The organism is Cryobacterium sp. M96 (genome assembly GCF_002929845.1).
GTDB lineage: Bacteria > Actinomycetota > Actinomycetes > Actinomycetales > Microbacteriaceae > Cryobacterium > Cryobacterium sandaracinum.
Genome location: NZ_PJJS01000048.1, coordinates 97361 through 120839, shown reverse-complemented (window position 1 = coordinate 120839; position 23479 = coordinate 97361). Strand labels below are relative to the sequence as shown.

At 65.7% G+C, this 23479-nt stretch carries 20 protein-coding genes, 1 pseudogene and 1 riboswitch; of the genes and pseudogenes, 7 read left to right on the top strand and 14 right to left on the bottom strand.

From position 1 onward, the window contains the following. Positions 1–123: 123 nt before the first annotated feature. The 8 genes from CXY79_RS09505 to CXY79_RS09470 all read right to left on the bottom strand — a co-directional run bounded on the left by CXY79_RS09505 (position 124) and on the right by CXY79_RS09470 (position 9508). The gene (locus tag CXY79_RS09505) at positions 124–564 is read right to left on the bottom strand and encodes a hypothetical protein (protein WP_134342335.1); all 441 of its coding nucleotides are present in this window, start codon (positions 562–564) and stop codon (positions 124–126) included. A gap of 134 nt (positions 565–698) precedes the next feature. Next, a complete protein-coding gene (typA, locus tag CXY79_RS09500; protein WP_104100884.1) occupies positions 699–2609 on the bottom strand; it encodes a translational GTPase TypA in 1911 nt (636 codons plus the stop codon). 168 nt (positions 2610–2777) lie between these two features. Then, positions 2778–3491 (bottom strand): hypothetical protein, encoded by a 714-nt coding sequence (locus CXY79_RS09495; protein ID WP_104100883.1) that lies wholly within the window; start codon positions 3489–3491, stop codon positions 2778–2780. A 330-nt stretch (positions 3492–3821) separates the two neighbouring features. Then, positions 3822–4052 (bottom strand): hypothetical protein, encoded by a 231-nt coding sequence (locus CXY79_RS09490; RefSeq protein ID WP_146068118.1) that lies wholly within the window; start codon positions 4050–4052, stop codon positions 3822–3824. A gap of 95 nt (positions 4053–4147) precedes the next feature. Further along, the gene (locus CXY79_RS09485; protein ID WP_104100881.1) at positions 4148–5896 is read right to left on the bottom strand and encodes an ABC transporter ATP-binding protein; all 1749 of its coding nucleotides are present in this window, start codon (positions 5894–5896) and stop codon (positions 4148–4150) included. Then, complete coding sequence (locus CXY79_RS09480) at positions 5893–6840, bottom strand: ABC transporter permease (protein WP_104100880.1); 948 nt, start codon at positions 6838–6840, stop codon at positions 5893–5895. Before CXY79_RS09480 ends, CXY79_RS09485 begins: the two co-directional genes overlap by 4 nt. Further along, positions 6830–7759 carry an ABC transporter permease gene (locus tag CXY79_RS09475; RefSeq protein ID WP_104100879.1) on the bottom strand — a complete coding sequence of 310 codons (930 nt, stop codon included), beginning with the start codon at positions 7757–7759 and terminating at the stop codon, positions 6830–6832. The genes CXY79_RS09480 and CXY79_RS09475 overlap by 11 nt, the downstream gene beginning before the upstream one ends. A 138-nt stretch (positions 7760–7897) precedes the next feature. Then, positions 7898–9508, bottom strand: coding sequence for an ABC transporter substrate-binding protein (locus tag CXY79_RS09470; protein WP_104100878.1), 1611 nt, complete (start codon positions 9506–9508; stop codon positions 7898–7900). Positions 9509–9738: 230 nt separating this feature from the next. On the opposite strand from CXY79_RS09470, the gene CXY79_RS09465 reads away from it, so the two are divergent. Next, on the top strand, positions 9739–10125 hold the full coding sequence (locus tag CXY79_RS09465) for a thiol-disulfide oxidoreductase DCC family protein (RefSeq protein WP_233191391.1): 387 nt from the start codon (positions 9739–9741) through the stop codon (positions 10123–10125). A gap of 53 nt (positions 10126–10178) precedes the next feature. Beyond that, positions 10179–10892 (top strand): CPBP family intramembrane glutamic endopeptidase, encoded by a 714-nt coding sequence (locus tag CXY79_RS09460; RefSeq protein WP_104100898.1) that lies wholly within the window; start codon positions 10179–10181, stop codon positions 10890–10892. A 142-nt stretch (positions 10893–11034) separates the two neighbouring features. Here CXY79_RS09460 and gcvP read toward each other — a convergent pair whose 3' ends face one another. Genes gcvP through gcvT form a run of 3 tightly spaced genes read right to left on the bottom strand, consistent with a single transcriptional unit; the run spans position 11035 to position 15563 of the window. After that, the gene (gcvP, locus tag CXY79_RS09455) at positions 11035–13983 is read right to left on the bottom strand and encodes an aminomethyl-transferring glycine dehydrogenase (RefSeq protein WP_104100876.1); all 2949 of its coding nucleotides are present in this window, start codon (positions 13981–13983) and stop codon (positions 11035–11037) included. 28 nt (positions 13984–14011) lie between these two features. Then, entirely contained in the window at positions 14012–14383 is a 372-nt protein-coding gene (gene gcvH / locus CXY79_RS09450; RefSeq protein ID WP_104100875.1) for a glycine cleavage system protein GcvH, read from the bottom strand. Between the two features lie 25 nt (positions 14384–14408). Beyond that, positions 14409–15563 carry a glycine cleavage system aminomethyltransferase GcvT gene (gene gcvT / locus CXY79_RS09445; protein ID WP_104100874.1) on the bottom strand — a complete coding sequence of 385 codons (1155 nt, stop codon included), beginning with the start codon at positions 15561–15563 and terminating at the stop codon, positions 14409–14411. A gap of 183 nt (positions 15564–15746) precedes the next feature. Beyond that, positions 15747–15844, bottom strand: a riboswitch (glycine riboswitch). A gap of 164 nt (positions 15845–16008) precedes the next feature. On the opposite strand from gcvT, the gene CXY79_RS09440 reads away from it, so the two are divergent. Further along, the gene (locus CXY79_RS09440; protein WP_104100873.1) at positions 16009–16353 is read left to right on the top strand and encodes a LysR family transcriptional regulator; all 345 of its coding nucleotides are present in this window, start codon (positions 16009–16011) and stop codon (positions 16351–16353) included. 22 nt (positions 16354–16375) lie between these two features. Here CXY79_RS09440 and CXY79_RS09435 read toward each other — a convergent pair whose 3' ends face one another. The 3 genes from CXY79_RS09435 to CXY79_RS09425 form a co-directional block, all read right to left on the bottom strand. Beyond that, positions 16376–17584 (bottom strand): FAD-binding domain-containing protein, encoded by a 1209-nt coding sequence (locus CXY79_RS09435; RefSeq protein WP_199186751.1) that lies wholly within the window; start codon positions 17582–17584, stop codon positions 16376–16378. Between the two features lie 119 nt (positions 17585–17703). Next, complete coding sequence (locus CXY79_RS09430) at positions 17704–18543, bottom strand: bacteriorhodopsin (RefSeq protein WP_104100872.1); 840 nt, start codon at positions 18541–18543, stop codon at positions 17704–17706. A gap of 401 nt (positions 18544–18944) precedes the next feature. After that, complete coding sequence (locus tag CXY79_RS09425; protein ID WP_104100871.1) at positions 18945–19514, bottom strand: HhH-GPD-type base excision DNA repair protein; 570 nt, start codon at positions 19512–19514, stop codon at positions 18945–18947. Positions 19515–19567: 53 nt separating this feature from the next. On the opposite strand from CXY79_RS09425, the gene CXY79_RS09420 reads away from it, so the two are divergent. From CXY79_RS09420 to CXY79_RS09405, 4 genes and pseudogenes are all read left to right on the top strand, one after another. Beyond that, positions 19568–20065 (top strand): 2'-5' RNA ligase family protein, encoded by a 498-nt coding sequence (locus CXY79_RS09420; protein ID WP_104100870.1) that lies wholly within the window; start codon positions 19568–19570, stop codon positions 20063–20065. A 105-nt stretch (positions 20066–20170) separates the two neighbouring features. After that, positions 20171–20852, top strand: a pseudogene (locus CXY79_RS16935) (NAD(P)-dependent alcohol dehydrogenase). Between the two features lie 985 nt (positions 20853–21837). Beyond that, positions 21838–22404 carry a hypothetical protein gene (locus CXY79_RS09410; RefSeq protein ID WP_104100868.1) on the top strand — a complete coding sequence of 189 codons (567 nt, stop codon included), beginning with the start codon at positions 21838–21840 and terminating at the stop codon, positions 22402–22404. Positions 22405–22618: 214 nt separating this feature from the next. Continuing rightward, positions 22619–23350, top strand: a complete 732-nt coding sequence (locus tag CXY79_RS09405) for a hypothetical protein (protein WP_104100867.1) — start codon at positions 22619–22621, stop codon at positions 23348–23350. Positions 23351–23479 lie beyond the last annotated feature (129 nt).

Below are 23479 nucleotides of genomic sequence, written 5' to 3'. Positions count from 1 at the left end.
CACCCGACGCCCTCATCGCCCTCGCCATGCTCAGCCTCGGCGGCCACAAACCAGTGCTCCCCGGCCGGGATTAACCCACGGTTACGACAGGAGAGCCAGAATCTCCGTCGAATTGGTTCTCAGCTAGGCGGCCGGGGACACCGTGTAGAGCACACCCTCGGGAGTGCCGGCGACGACCACCGACCAGGTCTCGTTCGTCAGGGCCGCGACGCCGGCATTGCCGACGTTCGCGGTGGCGGCGTTGTCGGCGCTGAAACCGGCAGCCTCGAGCATCGCCGTAGCGTCGGCCAGCGGGTCCGCGGCGCTGGTGGTGACGGTGACGACCCAGCCCCGGCCGGCGTCCGCGGTGTTCGCTGCCCCGAAACCGAGATCCCCGTCGATCACGGGGATCTCTTCCGGCCAGCCCTCGGGCAGCTGCCCGCCCAGGCTGACATCGCCTCCGGTTGCCCCGTTCACCGCGCCGTCGACCGCGGAGCCGACGGCCTCACCGGAGCATCCGGACAGCAGGGCCACGCCCGCGACGGCCAAGGTGACGGCCAGCACACGTACTCGGTTCAACTGCATCAGGGATCCCATCCTTCGGTTCGATCGTTCACGTGCTTAAAAGCGCGAAACCGCAGGGGCAGCACTATGGAAAACCATAACCGCACCCCTACGGTTTCGCTCGTCGCGGCCGCTCAGCCGCACGGTGGCGACGGTTAGTTCGCGTCCTGCTTTTTCAGACGCGAGACGTTGCGCTGACGTGCCGAGGCGGCCAACTCGACCTTGCGGATGCGCACGACGGCCGGGGTGACCTCGACGCATTCGTCTTCACGGGCGAACTCGAGGCACTGCTCGAGCGTGAGCTGCTTGGACGGGGTCATCGACTCGAACGTGTCGGAGGTGGACTGACGCATATTGGTCAGTTTCTTCTCCTTGGTGATGTTCACGTCCATGTCGTCGGCGCGCGAGTTCTCGCCGATGACCATGCCCTCATAGACCTCTTCGGTCGGGTTGACAAAGAACGACATGCGCTCCTGCAGAGCGATGATCGCGAACGGCGTGACCACGCCGGACCGGTCGGCGACGATCGAGCCGTTGGTACGAGTGGTGATCGTGCCGGCCCAGGCCTCGTAGCCGTGGAAGATGGCGTTGGCGATACCGGTGCCGCGGGTGTCCGTGAGGAACTCGGTGCGGAATCCGATCAGGCCACGCGACGGAACGATGAATTCCATCCGGACCCAGCCGGTGCCGTGGTTCGCCATGTTCTCCATGCGTCCCTTGCGGGCGGCGAGCAGCTGGGTGATCGCGCCGAGGTACTCTTCCGGCGAGTCGATAGTGAGGTGCTCGTACGGCTCGTGAATTTTGCCTTCGACGCGCTTGACGACGACCTGCGGCTTGCCGACGGTGAGCTCGAAGCCTTCGCGTCGCATCTGCTCCACCAGGATGGCGAGGGCGAGTTCGCCTCGGCCCTGGACTTCCCAGGCATCCGGGCGTCCGATGTCGATAACGCGGAGCGAGACGTTGCCGACGAGCTCCTTGTCGAGACGGTCCTTGACCATGCGGGCGGTGAGCTTGTGGCCCTTGACCTTGCCGATGAGCGGCGAGGTGTTGGTGCCGATCGTCATCGAGATGGCCGGGTCGTCGACCGTGATGGTCGGCAGCGGGCGCGGGTCCTCTGGGTCGGCCAGGGTCTCACCGATGGTGATGTCGGCGAATCCGGCGACAGCGACGATGTCGCCGGGGCCGGCGCTCTCGGTTGGGTAGCGGTCGAGCGCCTTGGTGATCATGAGCTCGGTGACACGCACATTTGCGATGGTGCCGTCGTGCTTGATCCAGGCGACCGTCTGACCCTTCTTGATGGTGCCCTGGAAGATGCGCAACAGTGCGAGACGGCCGAGGAACGGCGAGGAGTCGAGGTTGGTTACCCAGGCCTGCAGCGGGTGCTGGTCGTCGTAGACCGGCGCCGGAATGTGCTCGAGGATCGCTGCGAAGAGCGGCTCGAGGTCTTCGTTGTCGGGCAGCTGGCCGTTCTCGGGACGGTTGAGGCTGGCGGACCCGTTACGGCCGGACGCGTAGACGACGGGCACGTTCAGAACCAGGTCGAGGTCGAGGTCGGGCACATCGTCGGCCATGTCGCTGGCGAGGCCGAGGAGCAGGTCCTGGCTTTCCTCGACGACCTCGTCGATGCGAGCATCGGGACGGTCAGTTTTGTTCACCAGGAGAATGACGGGCAGGTGGGCCTCGAGCGCCTTGCGCAGCACGAAGCGGGTCTGCGGCAGCGGACCCTCACTGGCGTCGACGAGGAGCACAACACCGTCGACCATGGAGAGGCCGCGCTCGACCTCACCGCCGAAGTCGGCGTGGCCGGGGGTGTCGATCACGTTGATGGTGATGGGGCCATCCTTGGCGTGGATGCCCTTGTAGGAGATCGCCGTGTTCTTGGCGAGGATGGTGATGCCTTTTTCGCGCTCGAGTTCGTTCGAGTCCATGGCGCGCTCTTCGGTGTGTGAGTGCTCGGCGAACGAGTTGGTCTGCTGGAGCATCGCGTCGACCAGCGTGGTCTTGCCGTGGTCAACGTGGGCTACGATCGCGACATTTCGGAGGTTATTGCGCGTGGCAATCGCCATGAAGTAAATCCTTACGAAGAATGGATGCCGCAAAGTACCGCATGCGACGAAGAATGGATGTGTGTGGTCAAAGTCCGACCCAACGGACAATCCTACCGCACTCTCCCCGTCCGGGGGCTGAGAGTCCCTCGGATCCCGACTCGGAGCACGAAAAACAGGGCTGGGGGCTCAAGTCCCCGTCCCGTCCTCCGTGCTGTGTTGCGGGTGTGTCCGCCACTGGGTGGCCCTGTGGTTGACGAGGCCGGACTTCACGGCGTACACGTTCGGCAGCGGCGCGATCGGGATGATGGGCACATACGCGGCGAGGACCGTGTTGATCTCGTTGGCGATGACGATGCGCTTGTCGGTGTCGAGCTCCGTGTTGGCCACGTCGTAGCCGAGTGCGTCGCCCACGTTGTCTTCATATCCCTTTTGACCCGGCATAAAGATGAAGCTGCCCTGGGTGGTGGCGTCGACGCCTACCGGCGTGTTGACCGACTCGGAGATGAGACCGCGGTTGACGGCGTGGCCGACGGCGCGCCGCAGTTCGACGTCCGCGAGTGGGCCCTTCGAGCCGTTCATGGTGACGTGGGTCCAGGTGAGGCCACCGGATGCCTGGATCTCGGCATCCGCGCGCTTCTCAACCCTCTGGTCGGCATCGGCGTTCGACGAGATGTGGAGCAGGTCGGTTTCGGAGTTGCCGAACGACGTGGCTGCCGATGCGCCGCTGGCCGGCAGCACGCTCGTGAAGATCGACGCCCAGTCGGCGTTGATCGAGTCGAACGTGACCGTGAAATCGAATTCGGTTCCGGTGGATTCGATCGCGCTGATCTGGTCGAAGATGGCCGTGGAGGCTAGGGAATACTTCTCGTTGGTGCCGTTCATGGCCGTCCAGGTGGCCACGTAGTCCTTGTACGTGATCGGAGTGCGCTCTTCCCAGACCGCGGCCGGGTTGAGCTCGGATCAGACCAGGGTGCCGGGAACGGCGACGATCTGCGTACAACGATGCGAAACCATGAAGACTCGCCCATCGTTCCCCCCGCCGGGATACCGGGGGAAGGAACTGCTCTCGTGTGCTTGAGGGGAGAGCCTATGCCTGCGTGAAGCGACTCTGCCCCAGATGCCAGTCTGGGGCACTTTAAGACGGAAAATGTAACAGTTTTGAAACTTTGAGGGCACAATGCGCAAGAACACGATCTGTCCTGGAGCAAAGCTCAGGCGCAACCAGAAAATTCAGGCCAGCGACGACCACGCCAGCTGAACGGCCGGCCCGAGGACGAGCACGGCGCCGACCAGGAACGACCGTCGATGCCAGCGGCGCACCAATCGCTCCCCGGTGCGCTGCGGAGCCTCGTGCCGGTCCCAGAAGCCGCGGATGGCCCGGTGCGCGGACGACCCGGTGATCCGCCCGCTGGCCTCCCGCACCTGCCCGGCCGCCCGAGAGGTCTCCGGCGAAGTCGCCACCGACGACCGGACAGCGGACGGTGCACCCCAGCACACGAGGCGTTCGCCCGATCGGGTCACCACGACGACCTGGTGCCGAAGCACCCGGAACCCGGTCAGCGGCCAAACTGGAAGTTGCCACCGGGGATGGCCGCGAGCAGCTCCTGGGTGTAGGCCTCGCGAGGACTGTCGAAGACCTCGTCCGTGGACGCGGTCTCGACGATCTTGCCCTTCTGCATGACGCAGACGTTGTCGGCGACGAGCCGCACGACCGCGAGGTCATGCGTGATGAACAGGTAGGTCAGGCCCAGTTCAGTCTGCAGCTCGGTGAGCAGGTTGAGGATCTGTCCCTGCACGAGCACGTCGAGGGCGGAGACCGCCTCGTCGAGCACGAGCACGTCCGGCTTGAGCGCCAGGGCGCGCGCCACGGCGATGCGCTGGCGCTGCCCACCGGACAGTTCGCTCGGGTACCGGTACCGGGTGGCCCAGGGAAGGGAGACCTGGTCAAGCAACTCGCGCACGCGGGCCTGCCGCTCCGCGGCGTTGCCGATCTTGTGGGCCAGCAGGGGCTCCGCGATCGTGTTGCCCACGTTGTACTGCGGGTCCAGGGAACCGTACGGGTCCTGGAAGACCGGCTGAACGCGACGCCGGAACTTGAGCAGCGCCGCACCCTTGAGCCCGGCGACATCCTGGCCGTCGAATTCGATCTGCCCGCTGGTGATGCTCTCCAACTGCAGGATGAGCTTGGCCACCGTCGACTTGCCCGACCCGGATTCGCCGACGAGCGCCGTGGTGGTGCCCTTCTTGATGGCGAAGGAGACGTCGTTGACGGCCAGCAGCTCGTTGTACCTCAGACCCTTGGTGCGGATGCGGTACATCTTGGAGATGTTCTGCACCTTGATCAGGTCCTGCGTCGCCGCCGCCTGCTCCCGCTCGGCCGCACGGGCCACGAGGGTCGTGTCGAGCGATCCACCGGAGAAGATCTCCACGTCGTCCGCATCCTGGCTCTTGGCCGACTGGATGCGGCGCGACGCGAGGCTCGGAGCCGCGGCCACAAGGCGCTGGGTATAGGGATGCTGCGGGTTGGCGAGGATCTCCAGCGACGGCCCGGATTCGACGACCTTGCCCTTGTACATCACGACGAGCTGCTCGGCCCGCTCGGCCGCGAGGCCGAGGTCGTGGGTGATGAACAGCACCGAGGTGCCGTAGTCGCGGGTGAGGGTGCCGAGGTGGTCCAGGATCTGACGCTGCACCGTGACGTCGAGCGCCGAGGTGGGCTCGTCGGCGATCAGGAGCTTCGGCCGGGCGGACAGGCCGATGCCGATCAGAACACGCTGGCGCATGCCGCCGGAGAACTGGTGCGGGAACTGCTTGAGGCGGTCCTCCGCGTCGCTGAGGCCCGCCTCCTGCAGCACCTGGATGGTGCGCTGACGCGCCGCCTTGCCCTGAGCCACGTTGTTTGCCCTGATGGCCTCCTCAACCTGGAAGCCGATGTTCCAGACGGGGTTCAGGTTGCTCATCGGGTCCTGCGGCACGTAGCCGATCAGGCGACCGCGCACATCCTGCATCTGTTTGTCCGACAGCCCGGCGAGGTCGCGGCCCTCGAACAGGATCTGTCCGGCCGTAATCTTGCCGGTACCGGCGAGGAGCTTGATGATGGCCTGTGCGGTCGTGGTCTTGCCCGAGCCGGACTCCCCCACGATCGCCAGCGTCTGACCGGCATTCAGGGTGAGGCTGACCCCCCGCACGGCGGGGACGAGGCCGTGCTGGGTCTGAAAACCGACCTCGAGGTCGCGGATCTGGAGCAGAGGCTCGGTGGAAACGACGGCGCTCTCGCCGATGGATTCGATGACGGTCTGGCTCATCGGCGGGCCCTCGCTTCGGGGTCGAGGGCGTCGCGCACGACGTCGCCCAGCATGAGGAACGCGAGGACGGTCACGGACAGTGCCGCCGCAGGGTAGAGCAGCACCTGCGGGTTGGTGCGGAGCGAACTCTTCGCCGCGTCGATGTCGTTACCCCAGGACATGATGCCCGGCGGGAGGCCGATGCCGAGGAACGACAGGGTGGCCTCGGCGACGATGAACGTGCCCAGCGAGACGGTGGCGATCACGATCACGGGGGCGATCGAGTTCGGCACGACGTGGCGCAGCAGAATCCGGAATTTGCTGACGCCCAGGGCGACGGACGCCGTGACGTAGTCCGAGTTGCGGGCGGAGAGTACCGCGCCGCGCATGATTCTCGCGATCTGCGGCCAGGCGAAAAGCGACAGCACGAGTGCGATGGTGACGGGAGTGCGCTCCGGCAGGACCGACATGAGCACGATCGCGCCCAGCACGGTGGGGACGGCGAAGAAGATGTCGCCGATGCGGGAGACGATTGAGTCGAGCACGCCGCCGTAGTAACCGGCGAGCGCGCCGACGATGATTCCCGTGAAGGTCACCAGGATCGTGGCAAGCAGGCCGACGGTGACCGAGGCCTGCGTGCCGAAGATGATTCGCGCGTAGATGTCGCAGCCCTGACGGGTGTAGCCGAGCGGATGTCCGTCTCCCGGACCAGCGTGGCTGTCGCCGAGGTCGCACTCGGTGGGTGACACCTGGGCGAACAGGCTCGGGAACAGGGCGACGATAACGATCAGGAGGATCAGGGCCGAAGAGATCCAGAAGGTGGGCCGCACGCGCATGGCGTCCCAGGCATCCGCCCAGGTGCTGCGGGCCTTCTGCGATTCATCGAGGCGGTCGACGACTTCGACCGGGGTTTCTTCGAGCGCGGCCACGTAGTGGGTCTGCGCGTTCGGGTTCTTATTTGGCATAACGAATCCTCGGGTCCAGAGCTGCGTAGAGGAGGTCGACGAGCAGGTTGGCCAGCACGAAGATCACGACCATCACCGCGATGAACGACACCACGGTGGGTCCTTCGCCGAGCTTGATCGCCTTATAGACGGTGCCGCCGACGCCGTTGATGTTGAAGATGCCCTCGGTGACGATGGCACCGACCATCAGTGAGCCGAGGTCGACGCCGAGGAAGGTGACGACCGGGACCAGGGAGTTGCGCAACACGTGCACGCCCACCACCCGGCGGCGGGAGAGCCCCTTTGCTGTGGCGGTGCGCACGAAATCCGCACTGAGGTTGTCGGAGACACTGGCCCGGGTGAGCCGCACAATGTAGGCGAAGGAGACGGAGGCCAGAACAAGGGCCGGCAGCAGCAGTTCACTCAGGGGAGCTTCGCTGCTCACCGTGGTGCGCGCCCAGCCGAGCTTCACCGCGAAGACGTATTGCAGCACGAAACCGATCACGAACGTGGGGACGCTGATCAGGAGGAGGCTGACCACGAGGGCGCTGGTGTCGAAGAGCTTGCCCTTGCGGAGCCCAGCGACGAGACCGACGAGGATGCCGAAGATGGCTTCTATGGCCAGCGCGAGCAGGGCCAGACGGGCGGTGATCGGGAAGGCCTTCGCCATCACGTCGCTGACCGGGCGGCCGGAGTAGGTGGTGCCAAGGTCACCCTGAAAGAAGTTGCCGATGTAGATGAAGTACTGCACGATGAATGGCTTGTCCAGGTTGTACTGGGCGCGGATCTGCTCGATCACTCCAGGAGCCGGGGGCCGATCGCCGTACAGGGCCGCGATGGGGTCTCCGGGAAGAGAGAACACCATGAAGTAGATCAGGAGTGTCGCACCGAAAAACACCGGGATCATCTGGAGCAGGCGTTTGCCGGTATACCAGATCATCAGGTCCCCAAGCCGGAACGTATGTACATGAAATTCACAATCACTGGTTGAGTCTAGTCACGTGTGGGGTCCGGGGCTGTATGCCCCGAACCCCACACGTGTTATCTGTTTACTGCTGACGAGCTGGTTGAACGAGAGCTACTCGCTCTTGGTGATGTCGGTGTACATCGGCACGGAGTCCCAGCCGAAGACGACGTTCTCGACCGACTCGGACCAGACGCCACTGACGTTGGAGTACCAGAGCGGGATCGTGGGGAGGTCGGCGAGGAGGACTTCCTGTGCTTCCTGGTACTTCGCGGTGGCGTCCTCGACGGAGGACGCGGCTGCGCCTTCCTTGAGCAGCGCGTCGAACTCTTCGCTGGTGTAGTCCTCGTAGTTCGAGCCGGCACCGGTCTGGTACAGCGGAGCGAGGAAGTTGTACAGCGACGGGTAGTCACCCTGCCAGCCGGCGCGGGTTCCACCGGTCAGCTTGTCGGCGGAACGGTCGTCGAGCGCCGCAGCGAACGTCGGGTACGGCTTGCCGATGGCTTCGATGCCCAACGTGTTCTTGATGCTGTTGGTCACCGCGTCGACCCAGGCGGCATGGCCGCCGTCGGAGTTGTAGGCGAGGTCGAACGTGCCGGTGTAAGGTGCGATCGCGTCGGCTTCGGCCCACTTGGCCTTGGCTTCTTTCGGGTTGTATTCGAGGACTTCGGCACCCTTGAGGGAATCGGAGTAACCGTCGATGACCGGCGAAGTGAAGTCGGTCGCAGGGGTGCGCGTGCCCTGGAAGATGACGTCCGTGATTTCCTTGCGGTCGATCGACATCGAGATGGCGGCGCGTCGCAGCTTGCCCTCCTCACCACTCCAGTGCTCGAGGTAGTACGGCATGTTGAAGCCCTGGAAGATGGCGGCCGGCTGGTTCACGAAGCGGTCCGGGAAGTCCGACTCGTAGGACTCGAACGCGGCGTCCGGGACGGCGTCGAGCACGTCGAGGTTGCCACCCTGGACATCCGCGTACGCGGCGTCCATCGAGGCGTAGAAGACGATGTTCAGGCCACCATTGGCGGGCTTGCGCACGCCGTCGTACTCGGGGTTGGTGACGAGGTCGATTCCGACCTCGTGCTCCCAGGCGCCCTCTTTGGCCAGCATGTACGGGCCGTTGCCGATCGGGTTCTCGCCGAAGGCTTCCATGTCCTCATACGCGGCGGAGGGCAGCGGCATGAACGCCGTGTAGCCCAGGCGCAGCGGCCAGTCGGCCTCGGGCGAGGCCAGCTCGACCGTGAAGGTGGATTCGTCGACAACCTTCAGACCGGTCAGTTCGGCGTCAGCGTCGTAGCTGAAGCCGGCGATGTTGTCAAAGAAGTAAGAGGCGCTCTGAGCGTTGCTGAACTTCGCTCCGAAGTTCCAGGCGTCCACGAAGGAGTCAGCCGTGACGGCCTCGCCGTCGGTGAACTCCCAGCCGTCGTTGAGCGTGACGGTCCAGTTCTGGGCGTCGTCGGACTCGATCGACTTGGCGACCTCGTTCTCGATCTCGCCTTTGGCGTTGTACGAGACGAGCCCGGCGAAGATCGAGGTGGTGATCTTGCCGCCTCCGGTCTCGGTGGTGTTCGTCGGGACCAGCGGGTTCTGCGGCTCGGATCCGTTCGTGGTGATGATCGCCGCGGTGTCACTCTCTGCCGGGGCGTCTCCACTGGCGCAACCGGAGAGCACGAGGGCTCCCGCGGCAGCCAAGGCGATGGCAGGTATGCCCAGTCTCCTGATTTTCAATTTTCCTCCAGTGCACAGGGAAATGCCGCGTGACCCTCGGGCGAGCAGACATCTCGGATATACCGACCTTAAAGAGTGGGCGCCGACTTCGCATAATCTATTGGGGAAACGTTACAGATGCGAAACAAACTGCGCAGGATAGTTGCGCCACAGCAGGTTCTTGCGCGCAATCCGCCCACCGAATTCAGCAACCTGCACGTTCCGAGCAGTGGGAAGATGGGAGGATGATCGTGACCGCCCACGCACGCCCTCCGCTGTTGATCTTCGACGGCGACTGCGCGTTCTGCACGACCTCCGTGAACACCATGAAGCGTCTGATTCCCGGCATGCCGGCTTCCGCTCCCTACCAGTGGACCGACCTGGCCTCCTATGCGCTGACGACGAAGGATGCCCAGTCCCGGGTTTGGCTGATCGTCGACGACCACCGGTTCGGCGGCGCCGCGGCCGTGGCCGCCCTGCTTCGGCACCAGCCGAATGCGCTCATGCGCGTATTGGGCTGGCTCGGCACCGTGCCGCCGTGGTCGTGGGCGGCCGAAGTGGGCTACCGGCTCGTGGCGCGGTACCGCCACCGGCTGCCCGGGGGAACACCGGCCTGCCGGATGAAGCCGGGCGCGTGACTCTGCGCGGCAATCGAACCGGGCTCCGCTGGGAGGTGGGGATCGTCCTCGGAATGTCGCTCGGGGCATCCGCGCTCTACTCGATCATTTCGATCATCGCCCGGCTGACCGACGCCCGGCCGCTCTCGGAGCAGTCGGCGACCCTGAACGGGTCGCAGTCGCCGCGGGAATGGCTCGACTTCAGCTATCAGTTCCTCGGCATCTTCTTCGCCCTGTTCGCCGTGGCCCTGGTGCTCTACCTCCTGTGGCTGCCGGGGCAGAGCCCGTTCCGGCGGCTGGGCTTCGACTTCACGCAGCCGGGGCGCGACCTAATGCGCGGTTTCGGGCTGGTGCTCGTGATCGGTATCCCCGGACTGGGGCTCTACCTCGCCGGGCGGTCCCTCGGCTTCACCGTGGCGATCGTGCCGTCGCCGCTCGACACGTTCTGGTGGACGATCCCGATCCTGGTGCTCTCGGCACTGCGCTCGGCACTGGTCGAGGAGCTGATTGTGGTCGGCTACCTGTTTACCCGGCTGCGCGAGCTGGGTTGGTCCACCTGGACCATCATCGTGTCCTCGGCGCTTCTGCGCGGCAGCTACCATCTCTACCAGGGCATCGGGCCGTTCTTCGGCAATGCGGCCATGGGGGTGCTGTTCGGCTGGTGCTATCTGCGTTGGGGACGCACGATGCCGCTCGTGATTGCGCACTGGATCCTCGACATAGTTTCCTTCATCGGGTACCCGCTCGCCCTCACCTGGTGGCCGGGGCTCCTCGCCCCCGCTGGCTGACCTGCCGGCCGACCTGACCTGCCTGACCTGCCGGCCGGCCGGCCCGCGAATTCGACGGAGATTTTGCCGAGAATGGCGCGAATCGGGCCAAAACCTGGCCGGACAGGCAAAATCTCCGTCGAATTCGTTAGGGAGTGGCGGTCTACTCGAAGGCCTCGGGGGGCGGGCAGGCGCAGACGAGGTTGCGGTCACCGAAGGCGTTGTCGATGCGGCGCACCGGCGGCCAGTACTTGCCACGGATGAGACTGCGCACCGGGTAGACCGCGGTCTCACGGTCGTAGGCGTGCGTCCACTCCCCCTCGATCACCGACTGTGCGGTGTGCGGGGCATTGTGCAGCGGGTTGTCCTCGGCAGGCCAGCGGCCGGCGGCTACGGCATCCGCTTCGGCCTTGATCGCGATCATGGCCTCGACGAACCGGTCGATCTCGCCCAGGTCTTCACTCTCGGTGGGCTCGATCATGAGCGTACCGGATACCGGAAAGCTCATGGTCGGCGCGTGGAAGCCGTAGTCGACGAGTCGCTTGGCCACATCATCGACGCTGACCCCGGTGGCCTCGGTGAGCGGGCGTAGATCGAGGATGCACTCATGTGCGACCAAGCCGTTGTCACCGGAATACAGCACCGGGTAGTGAGCCTCGAGGCGCTTGGCCACATAGTTGGCTGCGAGAACCGCGGCGCCGGTGGCCGCGTGCAGACCCTCGGCCCCCATCATGCGCACATAGGCCCAGGAGATCGGTAAAATGCTCGGGCTGCCGTACGGCGCCGCCGAGACCGGCCCGCCGGAGTGCACGACCGTGCCGCCCACCGTGCCGCCGACCCTGCCGCCATTTTCATCGACACCGCCGTCGACCGCCGCCGCATCGCCGGAGGCGAGGAGGTAGTGCTCGTCGCTCTGAGCGAGGGGATGCCCCGGCAGGAACGGAGCGAGGTGCGCCTTGGCCCCGACCGGACCGACGCCCGGCCCGCCGCCGCCGTGCGGGATGCAGAACGTCTTGTGCAGGTTCAAGTGCGACACGTCGCCGCCGAAGTCGCCGTAACGGGCGAAACCGAGCAGGGCGTTCAGGTTGGCGCCGTCGACGTAGACCTGGCCGCCGGCGTCGTGCACGGCCGTGCAGATGGCGCCGACCTCGTGCTCGTAGACGCCGTGCGTCGACGGGTAGGTGATCATCAACGCGGCGAGGTTCTCGGCGTGCTTCGCGATCTTGGCGCGCAGGTCCTCCAGGTCGACGTTGCCGAGCTCGTCGCAGGCGACGACGACGACCTTCATGCCGGCCAGCACGGCGGATGCCGCGTTGGTGCCGTGCGCGCTGGACGGGATCAGGCAAACCGTGCGCTGGGTATCCCCGGTGGAGAGGTGGTAGCCGCGGATCGCGAGGAGCCCGGCGAGTTCACCCTGGCTGCCGGCGTTGGGCTGGAGGGACACGGAGTCGTAGCCGGTGACATCCGTCAGCCAGGATTCGAGCTGCCGGATCAGTTCCAGGTAGCCCTCGATGTCGGCACGCGGCGCGAACGGGTGCAGCCCGCCGAACTCGGGCCAGCTGACGGCCTCCATCTCGGTGGCCGCGTTCAGCTTCATGGTGCAGGAGCCGAGCGGGATCATGCCGCGGTCGAGCGCGTAGTCGAAGTCGGCGAGGCGCTTGAGATAGCGCATCATGCTCGTCTCCGAGCGGTGCGTGTTGAACACCGGGTGGGTGAGGAACTCGCTGGTGCGATGAAGTTCGGGCGGAAGGCCGGCCTCGACCATGCTGAAGTCCACCAGGCCGAAGGCATCCCGCCCGCCGAACGCGCCGACGACCAGGGCGAGATCCGCGAGAGTCGTCGTCTCGTCGACGGCGATGCCGACGGTGTCCGCGTCGACCAGGTAGAGGTTGACCCCGCTGGCGGAGGCGGCCCGGGCGATCTCGGCGGCGCGGCCCGGAACGGAGGCACGGACCGTGTCGAAGAACGTCGCGGTGACAACGTCGACACCGGCGGCGAGGAGAGCGACGACGAGTTGCCCGGCGCGCTCGTGCACCTGGGCGGCGATCTTCCGCAGGCCGTCGGGCCCGTGGTAGACCGCGTACATGCCGGCCATCACGGCCAGCAGCACCTGGGCGGTGCAGATGTTCGAGGTGGCCTTGTCCCGACGGATGTGCTGCTCACGCACTTGCAGCGACAGGCGGTAGGCCGGGTGGCCGGCCGCGTCAACGCTGACGCCGACCAGGCGGCCGGGAAGCTGACGCTCGAGGCCACTGCGCACGGCCATGTAACCCGCGTGCGGACCGCCGAAGCCCATCGGCACGCCGAAGCGCTGGCTGGTGCCCACGGCCACGTCGGCGCCGAGCTCGCCGGGCGAGGTGATCAGGGTCAGGGCGAGCAGGTCGGCGGCGACGACGACGAGCGCCCCCTGCGCCTGGGCGGCGGCGATAACGTCGGCCGGGTTCCAGACCCGGCCGGATGCGCCGGGGTACTGCACGAAGAGACCGAAGTACTCGCCGAGGTCCTCAGCGGACCCAGCCAGGTCGACCTCCACGAGGTCGATCCCGACGGCGGCCGCGCGATTGCCCAGCAAGGCCTTCGTCTGCGGCAGCGCGTCGGCGTCGACGAGGAAACGGGTCGACTTCGACTTCGACGCCCGACGGGTGAGGAGCATGCCCTCCACCACGGCGGTCGACTCGTCGAGCATGGACGCGTTGGCCGTGGAGAGTCCGGTCAGGTCGGCGATCATGGTCTGGAAGTTGATCAGCGCTTCAAGACGGCCCTGGGAGATTTCGGGTTGGTACGGAGTGTAGGCCGTGTACCAGCTGGGATTCTCGAACACATTGCGCTTGATCACGGCCGGGGTGACGGTGTCGTAGTAGCCGAGACCAATCATGGACCGCTTCACGGTGTTGCGGCCGGCGAGGTCCCGCAACTCCGCGATGGCCTCCCGCTCGGTGGCGGCGGGCGGCAGGGTGCTATCACCGATGGTGCGGAACTGGTCCACCTGGATCGATTCGGGCACGGCCGCGTTGACGAGGGCGTCGACCGAGTCGTAACCGAGGATCGACAGCATGCGGGACTGCGCGTCGGCATCCGTGCCGATGTGGCGCTGAGTGAAGGGCTGTGACATGTGTGCGGAACCTGGCTTTTCGTTTTCGTTACTCGCCGATGAGGGCGGAGTAGTCGGCGTAACTGAGGAGAGGAGGCAACTCCGCGAACGTGACCTTGAGCAGCCAGCCGGCGCCGAACGGGTCGCTGTTGACGAGCTCGGGGCTCTCGACGACGGCGTCGTTGGTCTCGGCGACGGTGCCCGTGACAGGGGCGAAGAGCTCGCCGACCGACTTGGTGGACTCGATCTCGCCGACGACGGTGCCGCCGGCGACATCGCTGCCGACGGCTGGCAACTCGACGAAGACGACGTCGCCTAGCTTGTCGGCGGCGTAGGCGGTGATGCCGACGGTGGCGGTGTCGCCGTCGACGAGAACCCACTCGTGCTCGGCGGTGTATTGGAGTTCAGACTGTTCGGCCATGGGGGTGTTCCTCTCGAGGGGTGGACTATTTCTGACGCTTGTAGAACGGAAGGGCGGTCACAGTTGCGGGGATGCGGGTGCCGCGCACATCGACGAAGACCTGGGTGCCGAGTCGCGCCAGGCCGGGAGCCACGTAGGCCATGGCGATCGGATGTCCGAGCGTCGGCGACAGCGCCCCGCTCGTGATCACGCCGTCGGCCACGGTCGCGTCGGCACTGCGATATACCGGGTAGTCGGCGCGCCCGGCACGCTTGCCGGCAGATTCCAGTCCCACGAGTACGCGCGCCTCCGCGCTGGGACCCTCTTCGCTGGCCTCGCGGCCGATGAAATCGACCTCCTTGGCGAGGTTCACAACGCGGCCGAGTCCGGCCTGCGCCGGGTAGGTCGAGGTGCTCAGTTCGTGGCCGTAGAGCGGCATGCCGGCCTCGAGACGGAGGGTGTCGCGGCTGGCGAGCCCCGCCGGCACGAGGTGGAAAGAGGCGCCCGCCGCGCGGAGCGCGTCCCAGAGCGCCGCGGCATCCGGCACGTCGACATAGAGTTCGAAGCCGTCTTCACCGGTGTAGCCGGTGCGGGCAATGAGAACGCGGCCGGCCTGGAAGGTACCACCCAGGGCGCGGTAGTACTTCAGCGCTGACAGGTCGCCGCCGACCGTGAGGTCCGCCGTGGCCTCGAGGATGGCGCGCGAATTAGGCCCCTGCACGGCGATCAGGGCGACGTCGTCGCTCTGATCGGTGACGGTGACGTCGAAGCGGGTGGCCCGGGCCGTGAGCGCCTTGACCGCCGGGAAACGGTTGCCCGCGTTGGCGATGACGAGGTACTCGTTCTCGGCCGTGCGGTAGACGACGATGTCGTCGATGATGCCGCCGGCACGGTTGAGGATGAGGCTGTACTTGGCCTGCAGCAGGTCGATCGTGGAGAGTTGGCCGGCGAGGGCATAGTCGAGGAACGCTCCGGCGTCCGGCCCGGCCACCAGGATCTCGGCCATGTGCGAGAGGTCGAAAATGCCCGCGCTGGTGCGCACGGCGTGGTGCTCGGCGAGATCGCTCGAGTAGCGCACCGGCATCTGCCACCCGGCGAAGTCCGTGAAACTGGCGCCGGCATCCACGTGCGCCAGGTGCAGCGGGGAGAACCGCTCCACCGTGGGGGTTGAATCGGTGTGGGCTTCAGTGTCCGAGGTCATGAGTTCTCCAGGTTGTCGCCGGCCGGGGGCCGAGCAAGAATCTCCGGGGCGCGATCGATCGATCGTACCCCTGGGAACTCCCCCTCTGTCGTCAGGCCTGAGAGCTTCACCGCAGCCGTTGGTCGGGCGCGATTTTCACCGTGGGCGAGCCGCTGTCGAGCCGCGACTACTTTTCAGAGTGGCCAGTTCGATGCGGTACGAGTACCTGAGAGATTGTCGGGGAGGATTGCTCCTTCGGTGTTCGACTGCCTGAGGGCGCCGAACTCTCCCGCATCGACCTTGATGGCCCTATATTCACTTAAGGGTGTGCGCTCCGAGCCTAGCGCGTGCGGGCCCGGCAGCGCGGTGCGGCCGCTTCCGTTGCCTCCCGGCGACACCTCCAGCGGGAACGCGTACCCTTGTCACTTCGCCCGCGATTCGTGCGGCCCACACAGAAAGGCGTTCCGTGGACATCACACTCCTCCGGCATTTCATCGCCGTCGCCGAGGAGTTGCACTTCCCGCGCGCCGCGATGAACCTCAATATATCCACCCCGAAATTGCGCTCCTCGATCGCAAAACTCGAGGCGAACATCGGCGTCGTGCTCATCGACCGAACCACGGAGACCACCCGGCTGACCGCGGCGGGCAACCTATTTCTCACGGATGCCCGCACCGAGCTGGTCGCCTCGGATGAGTCCTGGAAGCCGCCGCTTCCGGCGGGCGGAAAGGCCAAGGCGGCGAAGGGCAAGGGCCGCGCGCCCGAGGTGAAGGGCCAGCCGCGTCCCGGCAAGCGCCGCCAGGGCCGCTAGCCCGCACGCTCGACTTCGGACTCTAGACGCCGGCCGAGGCACGGCGCCAGGCCGAGAAACTGGCCACCGATCCGCTATGCGGCGGCACCAGCCACGGCCACGGATGCAGCGCGGCCGCGCCCTCCGCGTAGCGCGCAAAGCTGGGTACCGGTGCAAACGTGACTGCTGCGTCGAGGTCCGGAACGATCACTCGCGGGTCACCCAGGTACACGACCACCTCGCGACGCCGGGCCAGATCCTGAAGGGTTTCCACGGTGAAGATCAGTCTTTTGCTTGAGAGCCGCAGCCTGGCCAGGGCCGGCTCGTCGAAGACGAAGGCGGCCGGGAGTGCGGGATGCGCCGCAAGGGCCGGATCGGCGTCGCCCAGGGAATCCACCGTCAGCAGCACCGACCGGGGTGCGCGGCGGCGCACGACGTCGGTAGGCCCCTGCGTGTCGGACAGGTGCGGATCGTGCGTGAGGTTCGCCGGCGCATCCGTCACCGGCACTGGCGCTGCCCCCACCGGAAACTGCTCGATCGGGCAGGCCCGGGCGAGCGGACAGTCCCGGCAGAGCTGCGGCGCTCGTTTCTCAACCTGCCAGCGGGCGAAGCCGTAGGCGGACCCGGTGCCGGCACCCACGGTCCACTGCCAGCCCAGGAGGTTGGCCGCGCGGGAGCCGTCGAGCAGGTGCCGGTAGAATTCTTCCTGGCCGGCATGCCACCCCGCGCCAGACCGGACCGTGTACTGGGAGGCCAGCCACATCCGGGTCTGGTTGACCAGCCAGCCGTCGGTTTCCAGTTCCGACACGACCGAGTCGATGCAGTGCATCCGGTGCGGCCAGGCCTGGGGTTCGAATTCTCCGGACCAGGGTGCCGCAAAGCGCAGGTTTCGGTGCAGGGCCACACCCACACGCGCATAGAGATGTCGGGCGTATTCCTGCCAGAGCAACTCGTCCCGGAATTTGCGGGTATCTCGGGCAGGTCCGTCTGCGACGTGCTCCCAAGCCCGGCTAAGCGGCACCAGGGAGTGCCGAATGTACGGTGATAGCCGGGATGCCCCGCGATCGATTTCCGGCAGCACCTGGCTGCGCCTAGCCGCATAGCCCGCGACCGAGAATGCCGCGAGGGCACGGTCGGCGCTGGTCTGGCCACCCCGGATGCTCGGGCTCGCCCGCACCTCGTCGTCGACCAGGTGGTGCAGATGGCGCCGCACCACGGCATCCGCGGTTCCGTCATTCAGAGCGATGAGCACACTTGATTTTAGACCCTGCCTGAGGGGCAGCAGAAAGCGAAACGGGCCTGGGCCGGTCACGATCAAAATGATCGGGATCGGCCCAGGCCTGTTGGCGGTGAGCAGGTGGCCGGGTAGGCCTACTTGTTCCGCACGTGCACCGGGGCGGCGATCTCCTCGGCCTCATCGACCGATAGTTCAAGATGTGCGAACGCCGGGTCATCCGCGAACGATTTCATCCGCGCGATCCGGTAGATGATCAGACCGTAGAGGGCCTTGGCGAGGATGTCGGCGACCGAGTATCCGATCTGTTTGCCGACCCAGGCATCCGAGCCGTCGATACCAAGCATGGGCAGTAGGTAGGCGATCGGGTAGACACCCCAGGTCAGCAGCAGAAGCAGACGCAGCTGGCTGATCGTGCGGCGCACACTCCGCGGCTGGCGGTCGAGGGACTTGGTCAGTTCGATGAACAGAACATAGAGGATGTATGCGAACGGGATGGTGGAGAGCAGACCGAAGATTCCGCGCACCCCGTTGTCCCCGCTGAGCTCGCCGGGGTACCCGAGGATGATCATCAGGGCCGAAGCCGGAATGAGCCGGTACAGGAGACTGGTCTGCACCTTGCGGGCCAGGGCGAGAACCGCGATCAGTTCGAGCAGCAGCAGGGGAACCGTGAGCAGCCAGTCGACGTAGCGGTAGCCCTCATTGAAGGACTCCCCGGCGACCTGCACATAGTTGCCCGCCCCGCCGATGGCCTCGGTGACGAAGGCCGCCTTGAAGGAGTCGAAAATGCGGAAGTAGTGGTAGGCGGCAATCGCACAGACGATGGCCGCGACGGTCATCGCCTGACGGTACCGGGGCAGGACCCGCTTGAGCGAGATGATGATGAAGATCGACGTGAACAGCTGTGACGCGATGACGAGCGAGAACACGTTGTAGACGGTGTCGTATTGAATCTGGGTGAGGGAATCGGGAATCACGTTGTCCTCCGAATAAGCGAGAAAGAACAGGAAAGAGCCGTGCTGTAGAGCTTTGCTGTGTTTATTGATTGATCAGTCATTTAACTGCCTAGCTGACTGCTGTCTAAAAATTTAGTACGAGTTTCCTGAATCTTTGCATAGAGTATGCCCCCAGTCAAAAGGTCAATAGCAGGAAGACAGATGACGGCCCCTCGGAGCACGGAAGAGCGGGTTCTCCGGCAGGGGGTCGGCCGATCCGGTACGCGCCACGTCGGTGAACACCCCTCGCCTGACAGCGTGGTGCTTGAGCAGGTGGTTGCGGATGGCGCGCAGCCGCTACACGCTCGGTGACCTGGTCGACACCAGGCCGGCCGCGCCCAAGCCGATGAAGATGGCCGTGCGAATCAGCAGACGCACCATGACTACCCCTTCTTGACCGCGGCCTTTGCCGCGCGCTTGGTTTCCCGCACCCGGGTCAGCGATTCGGGGTCGACAATGTCGGCGACGGACCGGAACGAGCCGTTCTCGCCATAGGGCTCGGAGGCCTCGCGCCAGCCCTCCGCGACGAGCCCCTGACGCTTGCCGAGCAGGGCCAGGAAGATCTTCGCCTTCTGCTCGCCGAATCCCGGGAGCGCTTTCAGGCGCCGCAGGATCTCGGCGCCGTCCGGGGAGTCGGCGGTCCACAGGGCGGACGCATCACCCCTCCAGTCTGAGGCGATCACACCCGCGAGGGTCTGCGTGCGAGCGGCCATCGAGCCCGGATAGCGGTGCACGGCCGGCGTGGCCCGGAACACCTCGACGAGTGCGTCGGCGTCGAAGCCGGCGATGGTCGCCGGATTGAGCGTGCCGATCCGGTCGCGGATCTTGGCCGGACCGGCGAACGCGGTCTCCATCGCGATCTGCTGATCCAGCAGCATCCCGAGGAGGAGCGCGAAGGGGTCATCACTGAGCAGGGCGTCGGCGGCGTCGTCGCCGGTGAGGTGCAGAATCATGCGCCCATTGTGCCACCGGCGGCGCGCCGGCGGGACTCCCCTAGACTCGGCGGATGTCCCGCCTCGTCGTCGTCCTCCCGCTCACGGCGCTCAGCACCGGCGACAGCTTCCCGGTGTCGGAATGGCCATTGCACATCACCGTGCTGCCCCCTTTTCACACGGATGTCGCGGCATCCGTCATCGCGGATGTCATTTCCGGCGTCGTCGCCGCCACGGCATCCGACCGCACCGCCCTCACGGCGGTCGCGGGTGCCGACGCGCTCTTCGGCCGACGCGAGGACGTGCCGGTGACGCTCGTCGGGGACGATCCACGCCTGACCCGGTTGCACCGCGCCCTCATCGAGGCTGTGCGGCCGCTTGCCTCCATCCCCGACGAGCCCGCGTTCACGGGTCCCGGCTTCCGGGCCCACATCACGATCAAGAACGGCGCCCGGGTGCACGAGGGCCAGCGGCTCGCTCTCACCCAGATCGCCCTCGTGGACATGGCGCCCCGATCGGCGGCGAGCGGCCGCACGGTGCTCGCTACGTTCCCGTTGCCAACTGCCGTGTGAGCGCAGTCACCCGGTCGGGTGCAGCGGGTCTGTGCGCCGAGTTCGACGACTGCAAGCGAGTTCGGCGCCTCTGCCGGGCAGGTTGCCGGGTGGGAGGCGATCGCGATGCTCGGCAGCCGATTCGGCGGGCACGCGGAATACGTCTGCATCCCGCAGGATGGCGCGATCACGGCGAAGCCACGGAACATGACCTTCACGGATGCCGTGACTCTCGTCTCCGGCGGGACCACCGCCCATGCTTTTTTCAGTCGCACCGCGATCAAATTGGGCAGCACCGTGCTCGTGAACGGCGCATCCGGTGCCGTGTGCACGGCGGCGGTGCAGCTCGCCAAGCAGATGGGCGCGCGAGTCACCGGTGTGTGCAGCGGCGCCAACCGCGAGCTGGTCACCGCGCTCGGCGCCGACCGGGTGATCGACTATACAACGGAGGATTTCCTGCTCGAGGGGCAAACCTACGACGTCATCATGGATTGCGTCGGGAACGCCCCCTTTGAACGCGCTGCGGCGTGCCTCACTCCGGGCGGGGCCCTGTTGCTCGTCGTTTCCGATCTCCGGGGGGCTGCTTCTGGCCGCCTGGCACACCAGGAGGAGCGGGAGGCGGGTCGTCGCGGGCAACATCGACAGCACCGCGGATGCCCTCGCGCACCTGGTCGACCTTGCCGAGTCGGGTCTGTTCCTGGCGGTCATCGATTGGACGTACGACCTGACCGACATCGCTCTGGCGCACCGTTTCGTCGAGGCCGGCCATAAGAGAGGCAACGTCATCCTGTGCGTCGCGGGCGGTTGAGGGGGCGGAAGGTTGAGGGGGCGGAAGCAGTCGCTCTGGTCCGTGAGCGTCGGGTTACGCGGTTTTGAGTTCATCGAGCGTGGCCCCGATCCCGATTCTGTTGCTCGTCCGCGGAGAAGTCGAGGTGTCGGCCGAGGGATCTCCCCGTTCCCTGCAACACGATTTGCTGAAGCGGGGAGCCCCGCGCGGTGGCTAATTCAGGAGAATTGTCCGGCCCGCGGCGGTATCCACATTGAAAGACCAGTCTGGGGGCATCCCCGGGCGACAGATCTCCTGATTTAGCCACACCCCACCGTGCCGGCTCCGTCGAGCGAGGCCTACCGCGAATTCTCACGCGCCGGATGCCCCGCTGAGAGCGCTGGCAGCGGAGTTCGCCGGCTGCGGTCGAGATCGACCCACAACACCAGGGGAACTCGACCGGACCTGTCGATCTCGGCGACCGCGACCGCGGGCACGGTCGATCGACACGCCACACGCAACGCGCTGGACGTTGAAGCGGAACTCCACCGCATCACCGCACGAAAACACATTACGAGTACCAGATAACTCAGCCGGCCAAGCCAAGGAAGACCATCACGACTCGCTCGAGTGCAACGAGCTTCGCCATCGCAACTGATGCCGGAACGGACAACTGCGCCCCGTGCACCGGCCACAATTGTCCGAAACGGAAACAGTTGCGGCCGGAACTCGGCTAGACGGTGAAGCGGAACTTCACCGCATTCCGTCACCGAAAGACATGGCCCCGCCCACGAAGGCCGCCGACACGTAATTTGTGCAACGATGTCCCGACTGCAGTCAGATCCAAGGCGACATCGGGGGAAGTATGACCGTTCACGGGGTGCCAGATAAGTTCGGCAGAGCGCTGGCAGCTCTGTTTCTGACCGGATGTTCCGGCCCACCGGGTCCCGTCCTCGGCGGCGAAAGCCCGACGGCAACGCCAACGCCGGGCCGCACTGAAGCGGCGCATCCGTCAGCTCCGGCCCCTGTGACGGACCTCCTCATCACTGCAGCGTCGATCGGACTTCGAGACGCGTCCGGCACGACCCTGTCCACGTTCGATTATTTTCAACCTGCCGGCGAGTTGGTTGCCGGTCTGTCCACGGCTTTCGGAAGCGCACCTACCTCAGAGCACTTCGAGGGCGGCAGCGAGGTGCCTCCGGGAACCAATTACATCTGGGGCGATATCCTGCCTACGGGCTCTGAGTCGCCTACTCCATGGGACGGCGATTTCGTCCTCGTGGATGGTGTGCCAGGCGGGACGTCACCACATGAACCGAACACCTGGGTGAAGGTTTCCTCGTCCGCCGTGAACGGTGTTCAGATCAGCACCGTCGACGGAATCGCTGTTGGAGATGATGCCGCCGAGATCGCGGCACGACACCCCGACACAGCGCGCCCACAAGGCAGCAGACGCGACATCTTCGTTGGTCTAGTGCCGCTCCCACCCTTGGACTCCCTGTCAGAACTGACGTTTTCAGTCTGGCTCATCGCCGCCGACCCACTCGGCCCTATCACCGAATTCCGCTCCCCCTCCCCGAACTGGGGCGTGTGAGGTCCACACTCTTGGTGAGAGGACACAGTATCTCGCGGTGAGGCTCCGGGAGCCAGAGTCTCTGTAAGTGAGGTTCCTATCACTGCGAGTGACCTCTTCTGGGGAAGCGTGAATGAACGGAGGCTATGCCCCGGAGCCCTGAATCGACCGAAGCCGCGCGGGGAAGAAGTAGGCTCCGACCAGGCCCCAACATCAACACCTGGAAGACTTTGTAATGCGCCGACCGCTGGCTCTGACCGCCATTGTGGCCGCCGCTTTGCTCACCCTTGCCGCATGCAGCACCGACCAGGTCGAAGGCGATGTCGCCGCATCGTCACCGACACCGGTCGCGACCGCCACGGTAACACCCACACCGGAACCCACTCCATCGGCGACACCTGCCGCGCTGCCGGCAACCATAATCATCGGCGCCGAAGCCACCGATATCGTCACAGCCGACGGCACGGTCCTCGCATCGCTTAACTATCAGAGCGATGGGGATGCAGCTGTGGCCGTACTCAGGGGCCTTCTCGGCGAGCCGACGTCAGAATCGGTGGAAGAGTCCTCCCACTACCCAAGGACCGAACTCACGGAATGGGACGGCTTCACGATTGGGGTGAACCGTCCTGACGCAGACTTCGATCCGCGGCCGGGCCCGTACAACCCCGCCTTTCAGGTCAGGGCATCCGGAACCATGGCCACCAACGGTGTCGCCATTGAGGATGTCAACGGCAACCAGACCGGGCAGGACTTCGAGTCAGCAGCTGACGGCAAGCCTGCCGATCAAGTGCATTTTGACGAAACCTTCGGGATCGACTCTGTCACCCTCGACATGCCGTCGTCATTCTCAGGCGCGATTCCGGATTACGGACTGCCAATGACCTACGGCGTGATCGGTTTCACCGGCCGAGACACCGGCATCATCGAAAAAATCCTCGCCCCCACCGACTTGTTCTCGCTAACATAGCCGCGCCCTCAAACGTCGGGACGAGCTGAATCAACTCACCTGCCTCGTCCTCGACGCACGCCGCAGACATGACGTTGTGTCCCACTTCCCGCACCAGGTCGGACGGATACAGACTCTCGACCGTTGTCA